Here is a 17,993-nt window from a genome sequence, read left to right on the forward strand (position 1 = left end):
CCTCTGAGACTTTTATTTATATTGCGATGATACGTATTATGGTCAGGCGACTTGCATAATTTTTGACCCGCTTCAACTTTTAAAACATCCTCTTATAAAGGAGAGGGAAGCTAGAGATAGGATGAGGTTTTGTATTTTATTTAATCCGCGTTCCTTAGTATGCTCAATCAAAACCAAACACCTTTATTAAATGCTTTAAAAGCCAATGCAGCAAGACCCCATGCGCCTTTTTACACCCCAGGACATAAACAAGGTGAGGGAATTTCTCAACCTTTAACTGATTTACTTGGCAAAGCTGTCTTTCGCGCTGATTTAACCGAATTGGCAGATTTAGATAATCTCTTTGCACCCCAAGGCGTTATTCAAGAAGCACAACAACTGGCGGCTGAGGCTTTTGGCGCTTCGCAAACATGGTTTCTTGTCAATGGTTCTACCTGTGGTGTTGAAGCAGCAATTCTCGCTACCTGTGGCACGGGCGATAAAATCATTTTGCCTCGGAATGTGCATTCTTCGGCGATCGCTGGTTTAATTCTCTCCGGTGCAATACCGATTTTTCTCAATCCTGAATATGATCCAGTTTTAGATATTGCCCACAGCATCACGCCTAATGCTGTAGAATCTGCACTCCAACAGCATCCCGACGCTAAAGCAGTGTTGACAGTTTACCCCACATATTACGGCGTTTGTGGAAATTTGAATGCGATCGCCAACGTTACTCATCAATATAATATCCCTCTACTCGTAGATGAAGCACACGGCGCACACTTTGCCTTTCATCCAGAATTCCCCACTCCAGCTTTAGCCGCAGGTGCCGATTTAACTGTACAATCCATCCACAAAGTACTCGGTGCGATGACACAGGCATCAATGCTGCACGTCAAAGGTAATAGGATAGATGGCGATCGCATCAGTAAAGCTTTGCAACTTGTACAGTCTACTAGTCCTAGTTATTTACTTTTAGCTTCTTTAGATGCAGCGCGTCAGCAAATGGCACTCCACGGAAAAATGCTGATGTCTCGCACTTTGCAACTTGCTGAGGAAGCTAGAACCAGAATCGGCGAAATTCCGGGATTATCAGTTTTCCAAATGCCTCGGTTGGGCGAATCTCCCGGCTTTGTGGCTTTAGATAAAACGCGGCTAACTGTCACAGTTTATGGTTTAGGCTTAACCGGATTTGCAGCAGATGAAATTCTGGATCAGAAATTTGCTGTCACTGCTGAATTCGCCTCACTACAACATCTCACCTTGATCATTAGTTTGGGCAACACCCCAGCCGATATTGAGCAATTAGTCCAAGGTTTTACCACCCTTGCCAAAGAATATCGCCGAACCAACTTGACTATTAATAACAATATCTGGCAAAATATTTTAAGTAAAGTGAGTCATCCTTTACATTTTTCCCCCCGTGAAGCCTTTTTTGCTGTTAGTGAAACATTGCCTCTAGCACAAACAAGCGATCGCATCTGTGCCGAAATAGTCTGTCCCTATCCCCCAGGAATTCCCGTGTTAATGCCGGGAGAAGCGATCGCCAAACCCGTCCTTGACTATTTGCAACAAATTCAGGCGATGGGAGGATTTATCAGTGGTTGCAATGACACAAGCCTCAAAACCTTGAAAGTTGTGAAATAAGGTAATTATATAACATGACCGTTAGGCGCTGTTGCTCGGCACTGGTAGGTGACGCTAGCAACCACTTCCTTTAGTTTTATGAAAAACTTAAGTAATTTAATTATAGAAATTTTATCAATATTAATACGGTAATCTTCCCAAAATACTTAAATTTTAATAAGTAAAAATCACCAAGTAAACTGTTACTAATGTATACTATAGTACTAAATGGAGCTTAGGAATTATTTAGGAATATGTCAGATATCAGTAGCTCAGGTAAAAAGCTTTACAGCATTCTTAAAGAAGCTTGGAATGAAGATGGAGAGAAACATATAGTGAATGTCTGGGTTAAAGTGCTAGGAGGAGACGCTTCTAATCTTGCTGACATATCCGTGAAACTTGGACAATTAATAGTACTTTTGAATGAGGTAAGAAATGACATTAAGGATTTAGAAATTTCCAATATTGATAAATTTCTAAAGGCGCTTGATAAAATCCAAATAGTTATCTTAAGTAACCAAATATTTAGTGTTAAATGGGGAATTCTTAAAGCACAGATAACAGAAGAAACCTTAGACTTAATAGATGCTTGTGGAGATTTATTAGCAGCCACAGCTAAGGGTCTTAGAGAAGTTTCACCCATTGAATTAGAAGAACTGCAAGAAGAAATTAGAGATTTACAAGATGAGATTCGTGATTCAGATATAGAGAAAGAAACCAAAATCTTTCTTATTAATAAACTTAGAAAAATTGAAGAATTAATTCTCAACTATCGAATTAGAGGGTCAAGTGGTCTGGCAAAAGTCAGCGAAGAAGTAAGTGGAGGAATACTTATAAAGTGGGCTCAAATGTCAGAAAAAGCCAGAGAATGGGCAGGAAAAGTTATAACTGTGGCAATAAAAACTAATAGTATGATTAGTGTAGCTGAAAGATTCTCTAAGCTACCTGAAGGCTTAAAGGAAATTCTGCCACTTTTACTACCAGGAAATGGTAGATAAAGCTAACTTAAGTTGACAATACATAGATTTTTTTGAAGATAAGATTGTACTCAAACCCAAGATTAGTTTTAATCAATCCACTGTGTAAATACTTAGATTTACACAAAAATAAACTTAATGATGATCTGCCGAATCTCCCAACTCAGTACTGCACTAAGCCTCCCACTCATACTCAGGTTTCAGAGCCTGCAAATCTTTCAGGTTTAGGATTAATTGCTGTAGTATTTGGTTTATTTCGCCACAAATGTAATCAAGCAACTTGCTTAAAATAATCAGAAATTTTTGCCAGCATGGCGTATGACGCGAACTTGTTTACAGATTTTCGCTCATGCGCTCTTTCCTTACTTCCTACCTTCTACAATAAAGATAGACTTTATTGAGATTTGTATAGTTGGGGATTAGCTGTCATGGCTCCCGCCGTTTTAATTCAGAATCTGCAAAAACGTTACGGTACAGTGGTTGCCGTCCAGGATGTTTCTTTTCAGGTAGAATCAGGAGAAATCTTTGGTTTACTTGGCCCGAACGGTGCTGGTAAAACTACTACCTTGCGTGCTTTATGTACACTTACCACACCTGATGCTGGCAAAATCGAAGTATCTGGCATCTCTGTATTAGATAATCCGAGACGGGCAAGACAACGACTAGGTTATGTAGCTCAGGAAGTCGCTATAGATAAGGTGCTGACTGGAAAAGAACTTCTGCAATTACAAGCAGCACTTTATCACCTCCCAGGTGCGATCGCCAAACAGCGCATTCAGACGGTATTAGATTTACTCGGTTTGCAAGAATACGCTCACAAAAAGACAGGAACCTACTCTGGCGGTTTACGCAAGCGCCTAGACTTGGCTGCTGGGTTACTCCATTCGCCAGATGTTTTGGTGTTGGATGAACCAACTGTGGGACTTGACATAGAAACCCGTTTTGTGGTATGGGAATTCCTGAGAAAATTACGCGCCTCTGGGACGACGGTAGTAATTACCAGCCATTACTTAGAAGAGATTGACGCTTTAGCCGATCGCGTGGCAATTATAGATCGGGGCGTGGTAATTGCCTCTGGGACACCTTCACAATTAAAAGATCAAGTCGGGGGCGATCGCATCACCTTGCGAATTCGGGAATTTTCCCCCATAGAGGAAGCTGAAAAAGCTAAAAACCTGTTGCAACCTTTGCCATTTGTACAAGAAGCGATCGTCAACAGCGCTCAAGGTAATTCCCTCAACTTGGTGGTGACACCTCAGAATGATGTTCTGATTAACATACAGCAAGCGCTGAATGCTGCTGGCTTGCCCATATTTGGCATCGCCCAATCTCGCCCCAGCCTAGATGACGTTTATCTCGCCGCTACAGGACGCACACTGATGGATGCAGAACTCGCAGCTGTTGCCATCCGCGATCCCAAGGCTGAGAAAAAGCAGAATATGAGATAGGGGCATGGCGAATGGGGCATGGGGCATGGCGAATGAAAATAATTACAATGCCCCTCATCAGTGCTAAGTTTTGATTGCTGTTAACGGATAGCTATGGTTTAGCCCGTGGTGAGTGGGAAATCTCACTTCTTTACTGGGAAAAGAGGAACTCGGAACTGTTTTGCCCAATGCCCAATGCCCAATCCCCAATGCCCAATCCCCAATGCCCAATCCCCAATCCCCAATTAATCCCAAATTGCTATGAGTGTTACTCCTAAATCTGATCTAAATTGGCAGCCAGCGATATTACCACAAATTGACGCTAATACTGCACCTAACTTTTTCGGTGATTTGGTACAAGAGACGTTGGCTTTAACTCGTCGCTTGTTCATTCAATTGCAACGCCGTCCCTCATCTTTGATTGCTGGAATTATTCAGCCAGTGATGTGGTTAGTACTATTTGGGGCTTTGTTCCAAAATGCTCCCAAAGGTATATTTGGCAATACGACAAATTACGGGCAATTTTTGGCTGCCGGCATAATAGTGTTTACAGCCTTTGCTGGGGCGCTGAATGCTGGTTTACCCATAATGTTTGACCGCGAGTTCGGCTTTTTGAATCGTTTGCTAGTAGCACCCTTAGCATCGCGGTTTTCCATCGTCTTTGCTTCGGCAATCTTCATCATCAGCCAAAGTTTGCTGCAAGCAGCAGTGATTGTAGCGGCGGCGGCTTTCTTGGGCGCTGGACTACCAGATGCAGCTGGCTTGGGTGCGATCGCTCTAATTGTCTTTCTCTTAGCTTTGGGTGTAACAGCCATCTCCCTCGGTTTAGCTTTTACCCTACCCGGACACATTGAATTGATTGCAGTGATTTTTGTGACTAACCTGCCATTGTTGTTTGCTAGTACTGCTTTGGCACCTCTATCCTTCATGCCTCAGTGGTTGCAGGTTGTGGCTACCCTGAATCCTCTCAGCTATGCGATCGAACCAATTCGCTATCTCTATCTTCACAATAGTTGGGGATTAGGTAGTGTAGTGATGCAGGCTCCTTGGGGTAATGTTACCTTTGGGGGAGCGTTGCTGGTGTTGTTTGGCTTTGCCCTTGTCGCCTTACTGAGTATTCAACCCCAACTGCGTCGAAGTCTTGTTTAAGATAAAATAGAGCAATTTTAGGGTAAAAATACCATGAAAAAACCATTTTTACAAATTACTAGACTCTTTGTAGCTACCGTAGCAGGAATTAGCTTTGCTTCCTTGCTGATGGCTCAACCCAGTTCGGCTCAAGTCAGCCCAGCAGATGCTTTTCCGAGTACGAGTACAACAGACCAAAATACCGATCCTTTCTCCCGTTCAAACTCAGACAATTTCAACATGTTTGACCTGATTCATCGGGCAAATTTCGGAACTCTCAACTGGAATTCTGACCAACAGAACGAAGAACTAGACTCAGCAGCCGCAGCCTTTAAAGCAAGGCAACAAAAACTAATTCCAGATCGACAACAAGCAACTCCCGGTTCGCCATCTGTTACACTACCATCACTTACACCACGTACACCACGATCAGTTACATTACCATCAGGTAACTGAATTCAAACAAAGAACCCCAAACCTCTAGGGTTTGGGGTTCAAACTATTTAAAAAATCTTTAATTATCAGGTAAAAAACTACAGCCCAAGTGAAGCTAAAAGATCGCTAGCATGGGTGGTAGTATTTACAGCACTGTCAACATGGATAATTTTGCCGTTGGGGTCAATTACGTAGGTAACACGCTTGGCATAACCACCGCCATCCACATCAAAAGCTTTGATGAGAGATTTGTCGCTGTCAGCCAGTAAGGGAAAATTCAAATTATATTTTTGGGTAAATGCCTGATGAGAGACTTGATCATCTGCACTGACTCCCAAGATGACAATATCTTTACCTTGATATTGAGACTGGGCATCCCGAAAACTACAGGCTTGTTTGGTGCATCCCGGCGTGTCATCTTTGGGGTAAAAATACAAAACGACCGTTTTCCCGGCAAAATCAGATGACGACACTGTATTACCGTTTGTATCTTTGGCGGTAAATGCAGGTGCATTCGTACCAACTGGTAGAGACATAATTAACCTTTCCTATTTCAGATTGTTGATGCACTTGAAATTTTACATTAATTTATATTGATTAAATATAATTAAGTAGGTAGGCGTAATTAAATATAAGATCAAACCTCACCCTCAATCCCTCTCGGTGAGTTCAAAGAGGGAAGCCGGAGGCAGGGTGAGGTTTTATATTTAAAATAAATCTTTATTAGAAAAAAATTTATCCCCATACACAATGGCTGCTGTTGATTCCCAAAACCCAAATATTTTTGTCTATCCTCAAAGCACAGTAGCAAGAGCCGAGCGATCGCTAGTCTGTTCACCCTTTAATCTATCTTTATTTGAAGTCATGGGACACCAGAGCGTGTCATTGAGTGCGATCGCTCTGGAAAATGGACTCAAGCAAGGCTATACTAAACGCCCTTTATCAGAATTAACGTGTGACAACTCGTTGGGCTGGCTGATCCAAGTGGGTGTATTGCGGCGAGAAGTTGATGGGCAGGGGATTACAGATGGTTTTCGCCTCACTCCCTTGGGACGGCAGTTAGTGGAGCAATATCAGGGAAAAAATTGGCGGACTCCTTCATGGCGCGATCGTTTATCCGATGCTGTGATTCGTTGGTTACGGATACCTTTTTAGAATAAAAAACCAAAGAGTTAGGATTAGGCAATCAAAGGGAACAATATATACGGAAACATCACATCTTTTCATGAAGTCTTTACCATAACCATTTAACTGAAATTTGTGATGCTGGGCATTGGGCAATTCAATTTTGGATTTTGGATTTTAAATTTTGGATTAAATTTCAATCTAAAATCTAAAATTCTTGCTCCCCCTGCTCCCCTGTTGTTTGCTCCTAAAAATTCAGCCTGTATCTGGAAAAACTAACTAATAGCGACTATGAAATCAATTATGGTGGTGGGGACAACATCCCATGCAGGGAAATCACTTTTAACTACAGCTATTTGTCGCATTCTGTCGCGGCGTGGCTGGCGAGTGGCTCCTTTTAAAGGTCAAAACATGGCTTTAAATGCTTATGTCACTGCCAGTGGTGGAGAAATTGGCTATGCCCAAGCAGTGCAAGCTTGGGCGGCGGGAGTCGTGCCTTGGGTAGAAATGAACCCAATTTTACTTAAACCTCAAGGGGATATGACTTCCCAAGTAATTATCAAAGGTAGGTCTGTAGGTAAAGTGAGTGCCTCAGATTACTACGAGCAATATTTTGACCTGGGGTGGCGGACAATTGAAGAATCCCTACAGCATTTAGCAACAGAATTTGACATGGTGGTTTGTGAAGGTGCTGGTAGTCCAGCAGAAATTAACCTCAAACACCGCGACTTAACTAATATGCGGGTGGCAAAATATTTGAATGCGCCAACGATGTTAGTGGTTGATATTGATCGGGGTGGTGCTTTTGCCCATGTAGTTGGAACCTTAGAGTTATTAGAACCAGATGAACGCGCCTTAATTAAGGGTGTAGTAATTAATAAATTTCGAGGACAGCGATCGCTCCTAGATCCGGGAATAAAATGGCTAGAAGAACGTACAGGTATCCCCGTTATCGGTGTTATACCTTACTTACAAGAAGTCTTTCCAGCAGAAGACTCCCTTGACCTGCTAGAACGTCAATCGTCGTCTAATAAACCCCAAACTGATCTCAACATTGCCGTCATCCGCTTACCCAGAATTGCCAACTTCACCGACTTTGACCCACTGGAATCAGAAAGTACAGTTTCAGTGAGATACCTCAGCCCTAAGCAAGATTTGGGACATCCTGATGCCGTGATTCTCCCTGGTACAAAAACTACAATTGCTGATTTGCTACTGCTGCAAAAAAGCGGTATGGCAGAAGCTATCCAACACTATGCTGCCTCCGGTGGCACGGTTTTAGGTATTTGCGGCGGCTATCAAATGCTCGGTCAAATCATCGCTGATCCAGAAGGGATAGAAGGACAAGCTGGGAGATTTCAGGGGTTAAATCTTTTACCAATCAGAACTGTAATTACAGGCCAAAAAATTGCCCGCCAGCGCCAAGTTACCTCAAATTATCCGCAACAGGGCTTGCCAGTCAATGGCTTTGAAATCCACCAAGGGCGATCGCGCATCGAACAGCAAGGTATAGATCCCGAATCCTACCATGCTCTATTTGACGATATTAATTTAGGGTTAGTGGATAGTTGTCAATCAGTCTGGGGAAGTTACCTGCACGGGCTTTTTGACAATGGTCCTTGGCGACGGGCTTGGTTAAATCGCCTTCGTCAACAACGGGGTTTAAAATCTTTACCCACAGGTGTTGCTAACTACCGGGAACAGCGAGAGCAGATTTTGGACTCCCTAGCCACCGAAGTTGAAAGCCATTTAGACTTAAGTCTGTTTTTGTCTTAAGCTAAAATACATAAAAAGCGCACATTTTTTCGTTCAAACTGTCATTTGTCTTTGGTCTTTGGTCATTAGTCATTTACAATTGGACTTTGGACAAATGACAAGACTAAATTGAATGCGTAACATTAATGATTGTTCGTGTCCGTTTTTTACCAGATGATGTCACAGTAGATGCCGAAGTGGGAGAAGCCCTCTTAGATGTAGCAGATCGGGCTGGGGTATTTATTCCCACAGGTTGTCTCATGGGATCTTGTCACGCTTGCACTGTCGAATTAGAGGATGGAGAGATCGTCCGCGCTTGTATCACAGCAGTACCGCCACGCCAAGAATTGACGATTAATTTATTTAGTGACCCAACTTGGTAATGTCGCCTTTTTAAAAATCAAAGGTTGTGCGAATCACGCCCACATACTGTGTATCATTTCTGTTATCGTTTTCCGGGTTGAGAATCACCCAAAAACCAGGAGTCACTGAGATGTTATCATTTAGTCGGTAGCGATAGAATGCTTCGATATGGTAAGCGTTGTCTCGGTCTTGACGGACATCACTGTTAGAGACACGCGGCGGTATACCAAAGAGAATTCCCGGCAAGTTACCCCTACCCCCCACATCTGGAAACGACATCCCAATTGCCCCAAACCAGACATTGGCATTGTCGCCACTGTTCACAAATAGAGAATCTGTTCCACCTCTACCATTGGAAATATCACTCAAACCAGAGTTCTTGGCATTTGCCCAGATATATCCACCCCAAGCGTGGATTTGGAAATTCGGGGAGAAGCGATAGAATCCCTGTGCGCCGACAATATCGTTGGCAGTAGCAATGTTGTTGCCAAAGGGAGCGTTTGACAGGGCGCTACCCGTCCCAGCCGCGACATCGACTACTCCAGCAGGGCTATAGCCATGAGAGTAGGCCACACCAATAGCTCCTTGCTTACCATAATAGGCTAAGTGCGCCAGGGCGTTGTAGCCACCATCAAACAAGCCGTTACTAGCCGACGGGACATTGGGACTGCTTGCTAAATAGCCCAAGGTGAGAATCAAGTCTTTGGTAATGTTCCAGTTAGCGGCTGCACCGCCGCCACCTCGCCGGAATAAGGGACTATATGACCCAAAAAGTGAGAGAACCCCATTGCCGTCATCAGCGATTGTGGGGGGAGTGACTGTGGTGGAAATGTCGGTGTAACCAATGCCTGTGGGACCAACAACGAAGTTAAGAGAATCACTGACTGGGAAGTAGTAACGGATGTGGGGAACAAAAAGTGTATTGTTGCTGTCATAATCGAAGTTCAGGCGGGTCATCCCTGTGCCTGTGGCTGCGGCAATTTGGCTTGTACCATTAGAATTCGTAAAGTTACCAAATTCTAGCCGGACTCGCAACAAATCTTTGCCTGTGAAACTGCTCTCAAAGTTGAGACGACCACGGTTTGCAAAGTAGATACGGGATTCATCGCGTTCGCCACCCACTCTATTACCAAAAGTATCACTAATAGCGGTAATAATTTGAGCATTCAACCTGGTAGTAGTAGAAAATTGCTGCCCCTCCAGCGTTGCTGTATGTGCCTCCAGCGTATCCACCCGTCCACGCAGAGTTGTTAATTCTGCTGCAAAATCTGTTTGCAATTTTTCCAGCACTGCCAAATCTTCTTTCTTGACTAAATCATTAGTACCCGCAGCAATTAATTCATTCACCCGGTCTAAGCAGGCATTTAAACCAGCTGCAAACTCATAACGACTCAAAGCACGGTTGCCGCGATAGGTTGCGTCAGGATAACCTGCAATACAGCCATAACGTTCCACTAGCGATTGCAGTGCCTGAAATGCCCAATCGCTCGGTTTAATATCAGAAAACTGGGAAACAGAATTGACTTGTCCCTCCAAATTTCTATTAGCATCTGCTGCATTAGAATTATCTTCTGGAGGTGCTGCCCAAACTGCTGGAACTGCAAAAAATAGGAGGAAAAAGCTATGAAAAATAATTTTTAGCATTGATTTATTAGTTGAAAATGGTTGAATTTTTACTTTGTAAATCAAGAGATTACACTCGAACGAAAAAGCTACAAGAACCCCACCCCCAACCCCCTCCTCGCTTGCGGGGAGGGGGCTATGATGCAATACGCTTGGGTTAAGGCCAAAACTTTGTTATCAAAGTCAATTTTTTAACGAACCGCTATCGCGCAGCGTCTCCAAGAGTTGGCGCGGAGGACGCAAAGAGAAGAAAGAAATTCTTAACCAAGCGTATTGGGCTATGATGTAGCTCATGTGATTAGGAAACGCTATAAGCATCATTAAAGTTACATATTTTGAGTTTAAGTTTTAGGTTGCTTAAAGCAACGCTATGACTTTTTGCTCATTGCTGCTTTTAATCGCCGCTTCTATAATCCGCATTACATTAATTCCGTCATCGGCAGTAACAGCAATTGGCTGATTATTAACAATGGATTTGTATACCGCATCGTAATAACCTAAATAACTGCCCTGTGAACTTTTTACTTTTTCCCGAATTACTTTTGTGTCTTTTTCTGTATGAAGCAAGCCATATTCACTTTCCGGCTCTGTATACCAATCAAGTGCATTAGGCTTCATCCCCGCTACTAAATACTCTTCTTGTTTATCGGCTCTGCTTTTGAGAAAAGAACCTTTAGTGCCATGTATGATGTAGGCGGGTGCAGGTTCACGCACAAGAAAACTTGCTTTTAATTTGACGCGCAGTTTGTCGTAGTATAATATCAACTCAAAATAATCATCTACCTGCGATCGCAGCCTAGTTATGCGGATGTCTGCAAAAATAGCATCAGGCATCCCAAATAAATCCAAAGCCTGGTCTATTAAGTGCGGCCCTAAATTGTTTAATGTTCCTGCCCCTGGACTTGGAACTTCTACGTGTTGTTTATGGCTGAGGGTTGGTTTATATTTTTGAATTTGAAATTCTGCTTCAATAATATCACCCAGCAAGCCTTTCTGTACAATTTTTTTAACTGTTTTAAAATCACTATCCCATCTGCGATTTTGATATACAGATAATTTTTTCTCCTGTTTTTGGGCTAATTCTTTCAGCTTTTTGGCTTCTGCAACTGTTGTGGTGAATGCTTTTTCTACCACTACATGTTTGTCTGCAAGCAAAGCCTGTTTAGTATAATCGTAATGGGTATAAGTGGGGGTATTTACCACCACTAACATTACTTTATCGTCTGCTAGCAATGCTGACAAAGAAGGATAGCTTTTTACCCCAGGATAATGTTCCTGTATCAGCTTTTTACTTCTTTCCCAAGAACCGGCTAATTTAAATCCGGGATGCAAATCAATAAACGGCGCATGAAATATCATGCCGGACACACCATAAGAACAAAGAGCCGTATTGATAGTTTCCATCTTTTTAGTGATTTACTGAAGCGAGAGTTTGTATTTAGTTGTCCACATAAAGTTTGGATAATCAGGGCGCTCATGTTGGCCAACCCACAAAATTTATAGCAATCCCAATACGGTTCGGTTAAGGTTATTTGATGAAAATAATATAGCAGTCCTAAATCATTTGTGAAAATTTTTGTAGATTCCTCTCTCTGCGCTCTCTGCGCCTCTGCGGTTCGTTAAAACAGTAATTTTCACAACTCAGATAGGATTGCTATAGCTCCCAAAGACGTGATAAATCGCCAGATTCCAAAGACGCGATAAATCGCTGTCAGGACGAAGGACTGATTATTGTAAAGACGGCGATTTATCGCGTCTCTTGCCTTAACCGAATAGTATTGATGCCAATTACATATCTTCTAACTCAATTCCTTTGGTTTCTTTAATAAAAAAGAGAATGAAAAAGAATGAGGTAGCCGCAGCAATTGTATAGAGTCCATAGGCAGAACCTAGACCGAAATATTGCAGTATGGGAGGAAATGTTGTGGAAATGATGAAATTGGCAACCCATTGCATGGCAGCAGCAACTGAAAGTGCAGCAGCTCGAATTTTGTTATTAAACATTTCTCCCAACAGCACCCAAACTACTGGCCCCCAGGAGAAACCGAAGCAAAACACATAGAGGTTGGCTGCAATCAGAGCCATAGTACCTACGCTTCCGGTGAGAGCGGGATTCCCAGCAGCATCTACCGGAGCAGTACCAAAAATAGAAGCCATCGTCCCCAAAGTCAAGGTCATGCCAATCGACCCTAGTATGAGCAAGGGCTTGCGACCAAATTTATCTACGAAGGCGATCGCAATCAGTGTTGTAATAATATTTACGGCTCCTGTAATCACCGTGATTGTTAGGGAATCTTTTTCGGAAAACCCGACTGCCCGCCATAAAACGCTGCTGTAATAGAAGATTACATTAATACCAACGAATTGCTGGAGTACAGATAAGCCTATTCCTATCCAAACAATGGGGAGGAGTCCGCCACTTCTACCCAACAGGTCAGAAAACTTAGGCTGGCGTTCACGAAGCACTGTCTGCCGAATTTCTTCAATTTTTGGCAGCACATCACCCCCCAAAATCTTAGTCAGAACGTTAGCAGCTTCTGGCTCCCGTCCTTTGGCAACTAAGTAACGGGGGGATTCAGGAATTGTTAAAGCCACCATCCCGTAGAATATCGCTGGTGGGACTGCTGTCCAAAACATCCAGCGCCAAGCTGCAACCCCAAACAAAAACGGCAAGTCTGCTGAACCTGCTGACACAGCGATAAAGTAGTCGCTCAATAAGGCGACGAAAATTCCCACTACGATCGCTAATTGTTGCAGAGATCCTAACCTTCCCCGCAAATGGGTGGGAGAACATTCCGCAATGTAAGCTGGAGCAATGACGCTAGCAACGCCGATTCCAATCCCACCCAATAATCGCCAAAAGATAAAATCCCAGATAGTAAAGGCAAGCCCAGAGCCAATGGCACTGATAGTAAACAACACCGAAGCGACCACCATTGCCTTAACTCGACCATAACGGTCTGCAATCTGTCCGGCAAAGAAGGCTCCGACAGCAGAACCCAGCAACGCTAGGGACACTGCTAGCCCAGTCAGCCAACTACTGGTGTTAAAAGCTTTTGATAGAGATAAAACCGCGCCGTTGATTACAGCAGTATCAAAACCGAACAGAAAGCCGCCGAGGGCAGCAGCACCAGCAATCAAAACAACATATAACGTGTTGGATTTACGACGAGCAGTAGTGGAAGACATAGTTTATATATTGGGCATTGGGCATTGGGCATTGGGCATTGGGCATTGGGCATTGGGCATTGGGCATTGGGCATTGGGCATTAGTTACCGCAATGTGCAACTTATTTTTAAAACCCCACTTCCATTCCTCTCCCCCACAGGGAGAGAGGCTTTGATTCTTGCTCCCCTTCCCTTGTAGGGAAGGGGTTGGGGGTTAGGTTTGAGAGAAAGTTGCACACGGCGTTAGTTAGTTATTCTCCGCGTTTCCCCAGTACCCATCCCCTTAATTCTTCAACGTCTGGAACGTCTGCGTAAGCGGTCAATCATTACTGCCAAAATAATTACTAGTCCTTTGACGACTAGTTGCCAGAAGTAAGAGAGGTTTAACAGGGTTAAACCATTGTTGAGAATAGCAATGATTAATGCACCGAGAAGGGTGCCGCCAATGGTACCAATACCACCTGTGAAGCTGGTTCCACCAAGAATAACAGCTGCGATCGCATCTAATTCATAACCCTGACCTAATACGCCACTAGCACTATAGAGACGGCTAGCACTCATTATTCCGGCTAAACCTGCTAGTAATCCACTAATACCATAGACGAATAGCAAGACATGATTAACTTTAATCCCAGTTAATCTGGCTGCCCGCTCGTTACCACCGACGGCATATATCTGCACTCCTAAAACAGTTTGCCGCAACACAAACCAGCTAGCGATTACGGTCAGTAGCGCAATGATTACTAGGCACGGCAGAGGACCGACATAACTGTTACCTACCCAAGCAAAATTGATATCCCGGTTAATCAGCGTTGTCCCCTTGGCAACCAAAAAGGCTACACCCCGTAAGGCAGTTAGTGAACCTAACGTGACAATAAAAGGTGGCACATCTAAAAAGGTGATGAGAGCGCCATTGAGTAAGCCCAAAAACAATCCTGCAAGCAAGGCAGCAGGTACGGCCGCCCAACTTAAAGCCGGTAGTAGCGATACCAGCAGGGCAACTACGGCAGAAACAGCTAAAATTGACCCAACTGAAAGGTCAATACCTCCGGTGAGAATCACAAAGGTCATTCCGGTCGCCAGCACAATATTGATTGATGCCTGACGCAAGATATTAACGATGTTACCGCCGGTGAGGAAGTTGGGAGAAAGGAATGCAAATAAGATGCAGATAATTACTAAGATTGGCAGAATACCCGCAACTTCTAATAGAGTGCTAATTGATTTCCGGTTGCGGGATACGGGATTGTTGGCTAATTTATTGGGAGGTCTGACTGTCTGACTCATGATGCTAATACCTCCGATGCTCCAGTTGCATAGTGCATAATCTTTTCTTGGGTAATTTCTTTACCAAAACTGCCATCCAGTTCGCCTACCAATTGGCCTTCTCGCATCACTAAGACGCGATCGCTCATGCCGACAATCTCCGATAGTTCGCTGGAAACCATTAAAATAGCAACACCTTGCGCTGCCAATTCGCTCATAATTCGGTAAATTTCGCTTTTGGCACCGATATCTACGCCGCGTGTTGGCTCATCTAACATCAGGACTCTCGGCTTAATGGCTAACCAACGCGCTAGGAGTAGCTTCTGTTGATTACCACCAGAAAGATCCAGCGCTCTAATTTCCAAATTGGCTAGGCGGATATTAAAGTTTTCCACCGCGTCTGTTGACAGACGATTCACTGAACCCCAGTTAACAATTCCAACCTTTGCATCCTGCTTGAGTGTGTTGATGGCAATATTCTTCCGGGCGCTCATCTCCAGAAATAAACCTTGGTCTTTGCGGTCTTCTGGAACGTAGCCAATTCCCGCAGCAATGGCATCACTGGGCGTATTAATTTCCAGTTTTTTACCATTCAAAAATACTTCACCACTAGCTTTACGGTCTGCACCAAAAATCAGCCGCGATAGTTCTGTGCGTCCTGCACCAACCAGTCCCGCTAAACCAAGAATTTCTCCAGCATGAAGTTGAAAACTAGCCGGCTCAATCTTCTTGCGGGCGTCGCTCATATTTCTGACTTCCAGCACCACTGGGCCAGGATTCATTTGCCGTTGATGTTCATAAAAGTCTTGCATGGAGCGACCGACCATCATCTGCACCAATCGCTGTGGAGAAATTTCACTGCGGGTGAGACTACCAATATATTGACCATCACGCAGTACACTAATCCGGTCAGCTAAGGCATAGATTTCTTCCATCCGATGGCTGATGTAAATAATCGCAATGCCATCATTCCGCAGTTTGCGAATTACCTCAAATAAATGCTCAGTCTCGCGGTCAGATAGGGCTGCGGTTGGCTCATCCATCACCAAAACGCGGCTTTTGTCCTTCAGCGCTCGTGCAATTTCCACTTGTTGCTGTTCTGCGATCGACAAGGTACCAACTACAGTCTGCGCTGTAAAATTGGCTCCAAGGCTTTCCAGTACTTCCTCGGCTTCAAGTTGCATCCCTTTGCGGTCTAAAAACTGACCTCGCCGCAACTCGCTACCCATAAACATATTTTCGGTAACGGTTAAATTGGGTGCAACATTGAGTTCTTGATAAATGAGATTAATCCCTGACTTGCGTGCTGTGGCCGGATCGGTAATTTTCAGGGGTTGACCATTGATGCGAATTTCTCCTTCATCGGCAATGTAAGCCCCAGCCAGGATTTTCATCAATGTGCTTTTGCCTGCTCCGTTTTCACCCATGAGGGCGTGGACTTCTCCCGGATAAATCGTCAGATTAACATTTTGGAGCGCAGATACACCATGAAATCGTTTCGTAATCCCTTGCATTTCTAACACCGGGGTGCTAGTTGGTGCATCAGGAAATGAGGTTTCAGTAGTTGTTGTCATGGACATCTCCTGTAAAAAAAATTTAAAATTCGCAATTGTGAATTAGAAATTAATCAACTCATACCTAATCACAAAATCATGTTTTAAAAGCTGACCACTAGTTTGAAAAGAACAACTTGAGAAAATATATTTTCATACTTTGTTATTAACGTTAGTTGATGAAGACTGTCTAGGGAATTTCTGAGTACTATAAATGGGAACTCAGACTTTCCGCTAATGCACATACATAGCGGTTTTCGATTGGGTGTAATAAAGTTTTAACCTCTCTCCAAATCGATCTTTTGTCAGGGAAAAGCAAGGAACTGGATATGAGATGTCTATTAATTTAAGTGAAAACCGCCGGACATTATAGGTATGTGCAAAAACTTTACAAACGCATCAAAGGATTCAGATTAGGCATAATTTCCAATTGCAAATTCACAATTTTTATTATTTACCAGCCTTTTTCTGTACTAACATTGTCTTTTGTGATCAACTTAACTGGAATCAAAATGGTAGAACTACTTGGTTTTTTACCATTTAAGATATCATTGCCAACTTGAACTGCTTTTTGGGCCATCCCTCGCGGATTTTGAGTAGCAGTCGCCGCATATAAACCATCTTTAGCAGCGATCGCAGTTATAGCTTCTGGCGCACCATCAACCCCGACAATAAAGAAATCTTTACGTTGTGCTTGGTTAGCTGCTAGTTCTGCGCCGACTCCACTCGGATCATTGATGGCAAAAACCGCATCAATTTTCGGAAAGGTTGTCAGCAAATCAGTCATAACTCTAAGTCCTCCATCCCGACTACCCTCTGCATTCTGGTTTTTAGAGAGTATTTTGATATCGGGATATTTTGAGAATACATTCTCACAGCCACTAACTCGTTGAATCACCGAGTCCACTGGCGGTCCGTTAACTATTACTACATTGCCTTTACCTTTGAGGCGGTCAGCAATATATTTGCAACTAACTTCTCCAGCTTGGACATTATTAGTAGTAATGGTGGCATCCACACCTCCTTCAGCACCTGTATCTACGGCAATGACAATTCTACCTGCAAGTTTTGCTTTTTCAATCGCTGGCTTAATGCCACTTTTATCAGCAGCATTGACGATAATGATATCAGTATTGGCAGCAGTGAAATTTTCAATTTGATTAGCTTGTTGATTGAGGTCATAGGCACTTGAAACTACGCTAACATTGACATCCTTACCGCCAATTTTCTTCGCTTCTGCCTCAGTTGCTTGTCCCATGAGGACGAAGAAAGGATTACTTAAATCACCAACAGTGAAGGCAACTGATCGTAATTTTGTATTCCCAGTGGCAGTTTTATTCTCTGCACTTATATTGGTAGCCGGTTTTGGATCAGTGTTAGTAGCAGTGTTGCGATCGGGAGGAGTATTTGTACAGCCAACAAGACTACCACTGATAATACCTAATATGCTAGCTGCAATTACACGAACCGTAACACCAGAGGTAAACGCAATCCTTTTCATATTCATATATCTCCTAGAAGTCATTCTTCCTTACACCAAATTTGGAAACGATCTATTTAAAAAA

At 43.4% G+C, this 17,993-nt stretch carries 17 protein-coding genes; 9 read left to right on the top strand and 8 right to left on the bottom strand.

Annotated elements, in window-relative coordinates; genetic code table 11:
* Positions 1-159 precede the first annotated feature (159 nt).
* From V7K31_RS10130 to V7K31_RS10155, 6 genes are all read left to right on the top strand, one after another.
* Positions 160-1,629, top strand: a complete 1,470-nt coding sequence (locus tag V7K31_RS10130) for an aminotransferase class I/II-fold pyridoxal phosphate-dependent enzyme (RefSeq protein ID WP_335094127.1) — start codon at positions 160-162, stop codon at positions 1,627-1,629.
* A 233-nt stretch (positions 1,630-1,862) separates the two neighbouring features.
* Positions 1,863-2,606: a hypothetical protein gene (locus V7K31_RS10135; RefSeq protein ID WP_335094129.1), complete on the top strand. Its 744-nt coding sequence runs from the start codon at positions 1,863-1,865 to the stop codon at positions 2,604-2,606.
* 407 nt (positions 2,607-3,013) lie between these two features.
* A complete protein-coding gene (locus tag V7K31_RS10140; protein WP_335094131.1) occupies positions 3,014-4,033 on the top strand; it encodes an ABC transporter ATP-binding protein in 1,020 nt (339 codons plus the stop codon).
* 112 nt (positions 4,034-4,145) lie between these two features.
* Positions 4,146-4,277: a hypothetical protein gene (locus tag V7K31_RS10145; RefSeq protein ID WP_335094133.1), complete on the top strand. Its 132-nt coding sequence runs from the start codon at positions 4,146-4,148 to the stop codon at positions 4,275-4,277.
* The gene (locus V7K31_RS10150) at positions 4,274-5,161 is read left to right on the top strand and encodes an ABC transporter permease (RefSeq protein WP_335094135.1); all 888 of its coding nucleotides are present in this window, start codon (positions 4,274-4,276) and stop codon (positions 5,159-5,161) included. Before V7K31_RS10145 ends, V7K31_RS10150 begins: the two co-directional genes overlap by 4 nt.
* 33 nt (positions 5,162-5,194) lie before the next feature.
* Entirely contained in the window at positions 5,195-5,596 is a 402-nt protein-coding gene (locus tag V7K31_RS10155; protein WP_335094137.1) for a hypothetical protein, read from the top strand.
* A 77-nt stretch (positions 5,597-5,673) separates the two neighbouring features.
* On the opposite strand, the gene V7K31_RS10160 is transcribed toward V7K31_RS10155, so the two are convergent.
* Positions 5,674-6,111 (bottom strand): peroxiredoxin, encoded by a 438-nt coding sequence (locus V7K31_RS10160; RefSeq protein WP_335094139.1) that lies wholly within the window; start codon positions 6,109-6,111, stop codon positions 5,674-5,676.
* Between the two features lie 214 nt (positions 6,112-6,325).
* Here V7K31_RS10160 and V7K31_RS10165 point away from each other — a divergent pair, with 214 nt between their 5' ends.
* The 3 genes from V7K31_RS10165 to V7K31_RS10175 all read left to right on the top strand — a co-directional run bounded on the left by V7K31_RS10165 (position 6,326) and on the right by V7K31_RS10175 (position 8,838).
* A complete protein-coding gene (locus tag V7K31_RS10165) occupies positions 6,326-6,730 on the top strand; it encodes an Npun_F0494 family protein (protein ID WP_335094141.1) in 405 nt (134 codons plus the stop codon).
* Positions 6,731-6,991: 261 nt separating this feature from the next.
* Positions 6,992-8,476 (top strand): cobyric acid synthase CobQ, encoded by a 1,485-nt coding sequence (gene cobQ, locus V7K31_RS10170; protein WP_335094143.1) that lies wholly within the window; start codon positions 6,992-6,994, stop codon positions 8,474-8,476.
* 125 nt (positions 8,477-8,601) lie between these two features.
* The gene (locus tag V7K31_RS10175) at positions 8,602-8,838 is read left to right on the top strand and encodes a 2Fe-2S iron-sulfur cluster-binding protein (RefSeq protein WP_334823399.1); all 237 of its coding nucleotides are present in this window, start codon (positions 8,602-8,604) and stop codon (positions 8,836-8,838) included.
* Positions 8,839-8,848: 10 nt separating this feature from the next.
* Here V7K31_RS10175 and V7K31_RS10180 read toward each other — a convergent pair whose 3' ends face one another.
* The 7 genes from V7K31_RS10180 to V7K31_RS10210 form a co-directional block, all read right to left on the bottom strand.
* Entirely contained in the window at positions 8,849-10,462 is a 1,614-nt protein-coding gene (locus tag V7K31_RS10180; RefSeq protein WP_335094145.1) for an iron uptake porin, read from the bottom strand.
* Positions 10,463-10,798: 336 nt separating this feature from the next.
* Positions 10,799-11,845 carry a Gfo/Idh/MocA family oxidoreductase gene (locus V7K31_RS10185; RefSeq protein ID WP_335094146.1) on the bottom strand — a complete coding sequence of 349 codons (1,047 nt, stop codon included), beginning with the start codon at positions 11,843-11,845 and terminating at the stop codon, positions 10,799-10,801.
* A gap of 384 nt (positions 11,846-12,229) precedes the next feature.
* Entirely contained in the window at positions 12,230-13,630 is a 1,401-nt protein-coding gene (locus V7K31_RS10190) for a sugar porter family MFS transporter (RefSeq protein ID WP_335094148.1), read from the bottom strand.
* A complete protein-coding gene (locus V7K31_RS10195) occupies positions 13,605-13,730 on the bottom strand; it encodes a hypothetical protein (RefSeq protein ID WP_335094149.1) in 126 nt (41 codons plus the stop codon). Before V7K31_RS10195 ends, V7K31_RS10190 begins: the two co-directional genes overlap by 26 nt.
* Positions 13,731-13,900: 170 nt before the next feature.
* Positions 13,901-14,896 carry an ABC transporter permease subunit gene (locus V7K31_RS10200; protein ID WP_335094151.1) on the bottom strand — a complete coding sequence of 332 codons (996 nt, stop codon included), beginning with the start codon at positions 14,894-14,896 and terminating at the stop codon, positions 13,901-13,903.
* Positions 14,893-16,449 carry a sugar ABC transporter ATP-binding protein gene (locus V7K31_RS10205; protein ID WP_335094153.1) on the bottom strand — a complete coding sequence of 519 codons (1,557 nt, stop codon included), beginning with the start codon at positions 16,447-16,449 and terminating at the stop codon, positions 14,893-14,895. The genes V7K31_RS10200 and V7K31_RS10205 overlap by 4 nt, the downstream gene beginning before the upstream one ends.
* Before the next feature lie 433 nt (positions 16,450-16,882).
* Positions 16,883-17,935: an ABC transporter substrate-binding protein gene (locus V7K31_RS10210; RefSeq protein ID WP_335094154.1), complete on the bottom strand. Its 1,053-nt coding sequence runs from the start codon at positions 17,933-17,935 to the stop codon at positions 16,883-16,885.
* Positions 17,936-17,993: the final 58 nt, after the last annotated feature.

The sequence above is a fragment of the Nostoc sp. genome, assembly GCF_036917675.1.
GTDB lineage: Bacteria > Cyanobacteriota > Cyanobacteriia > Cyanobacteriales > Nostocaceae > Nostoc.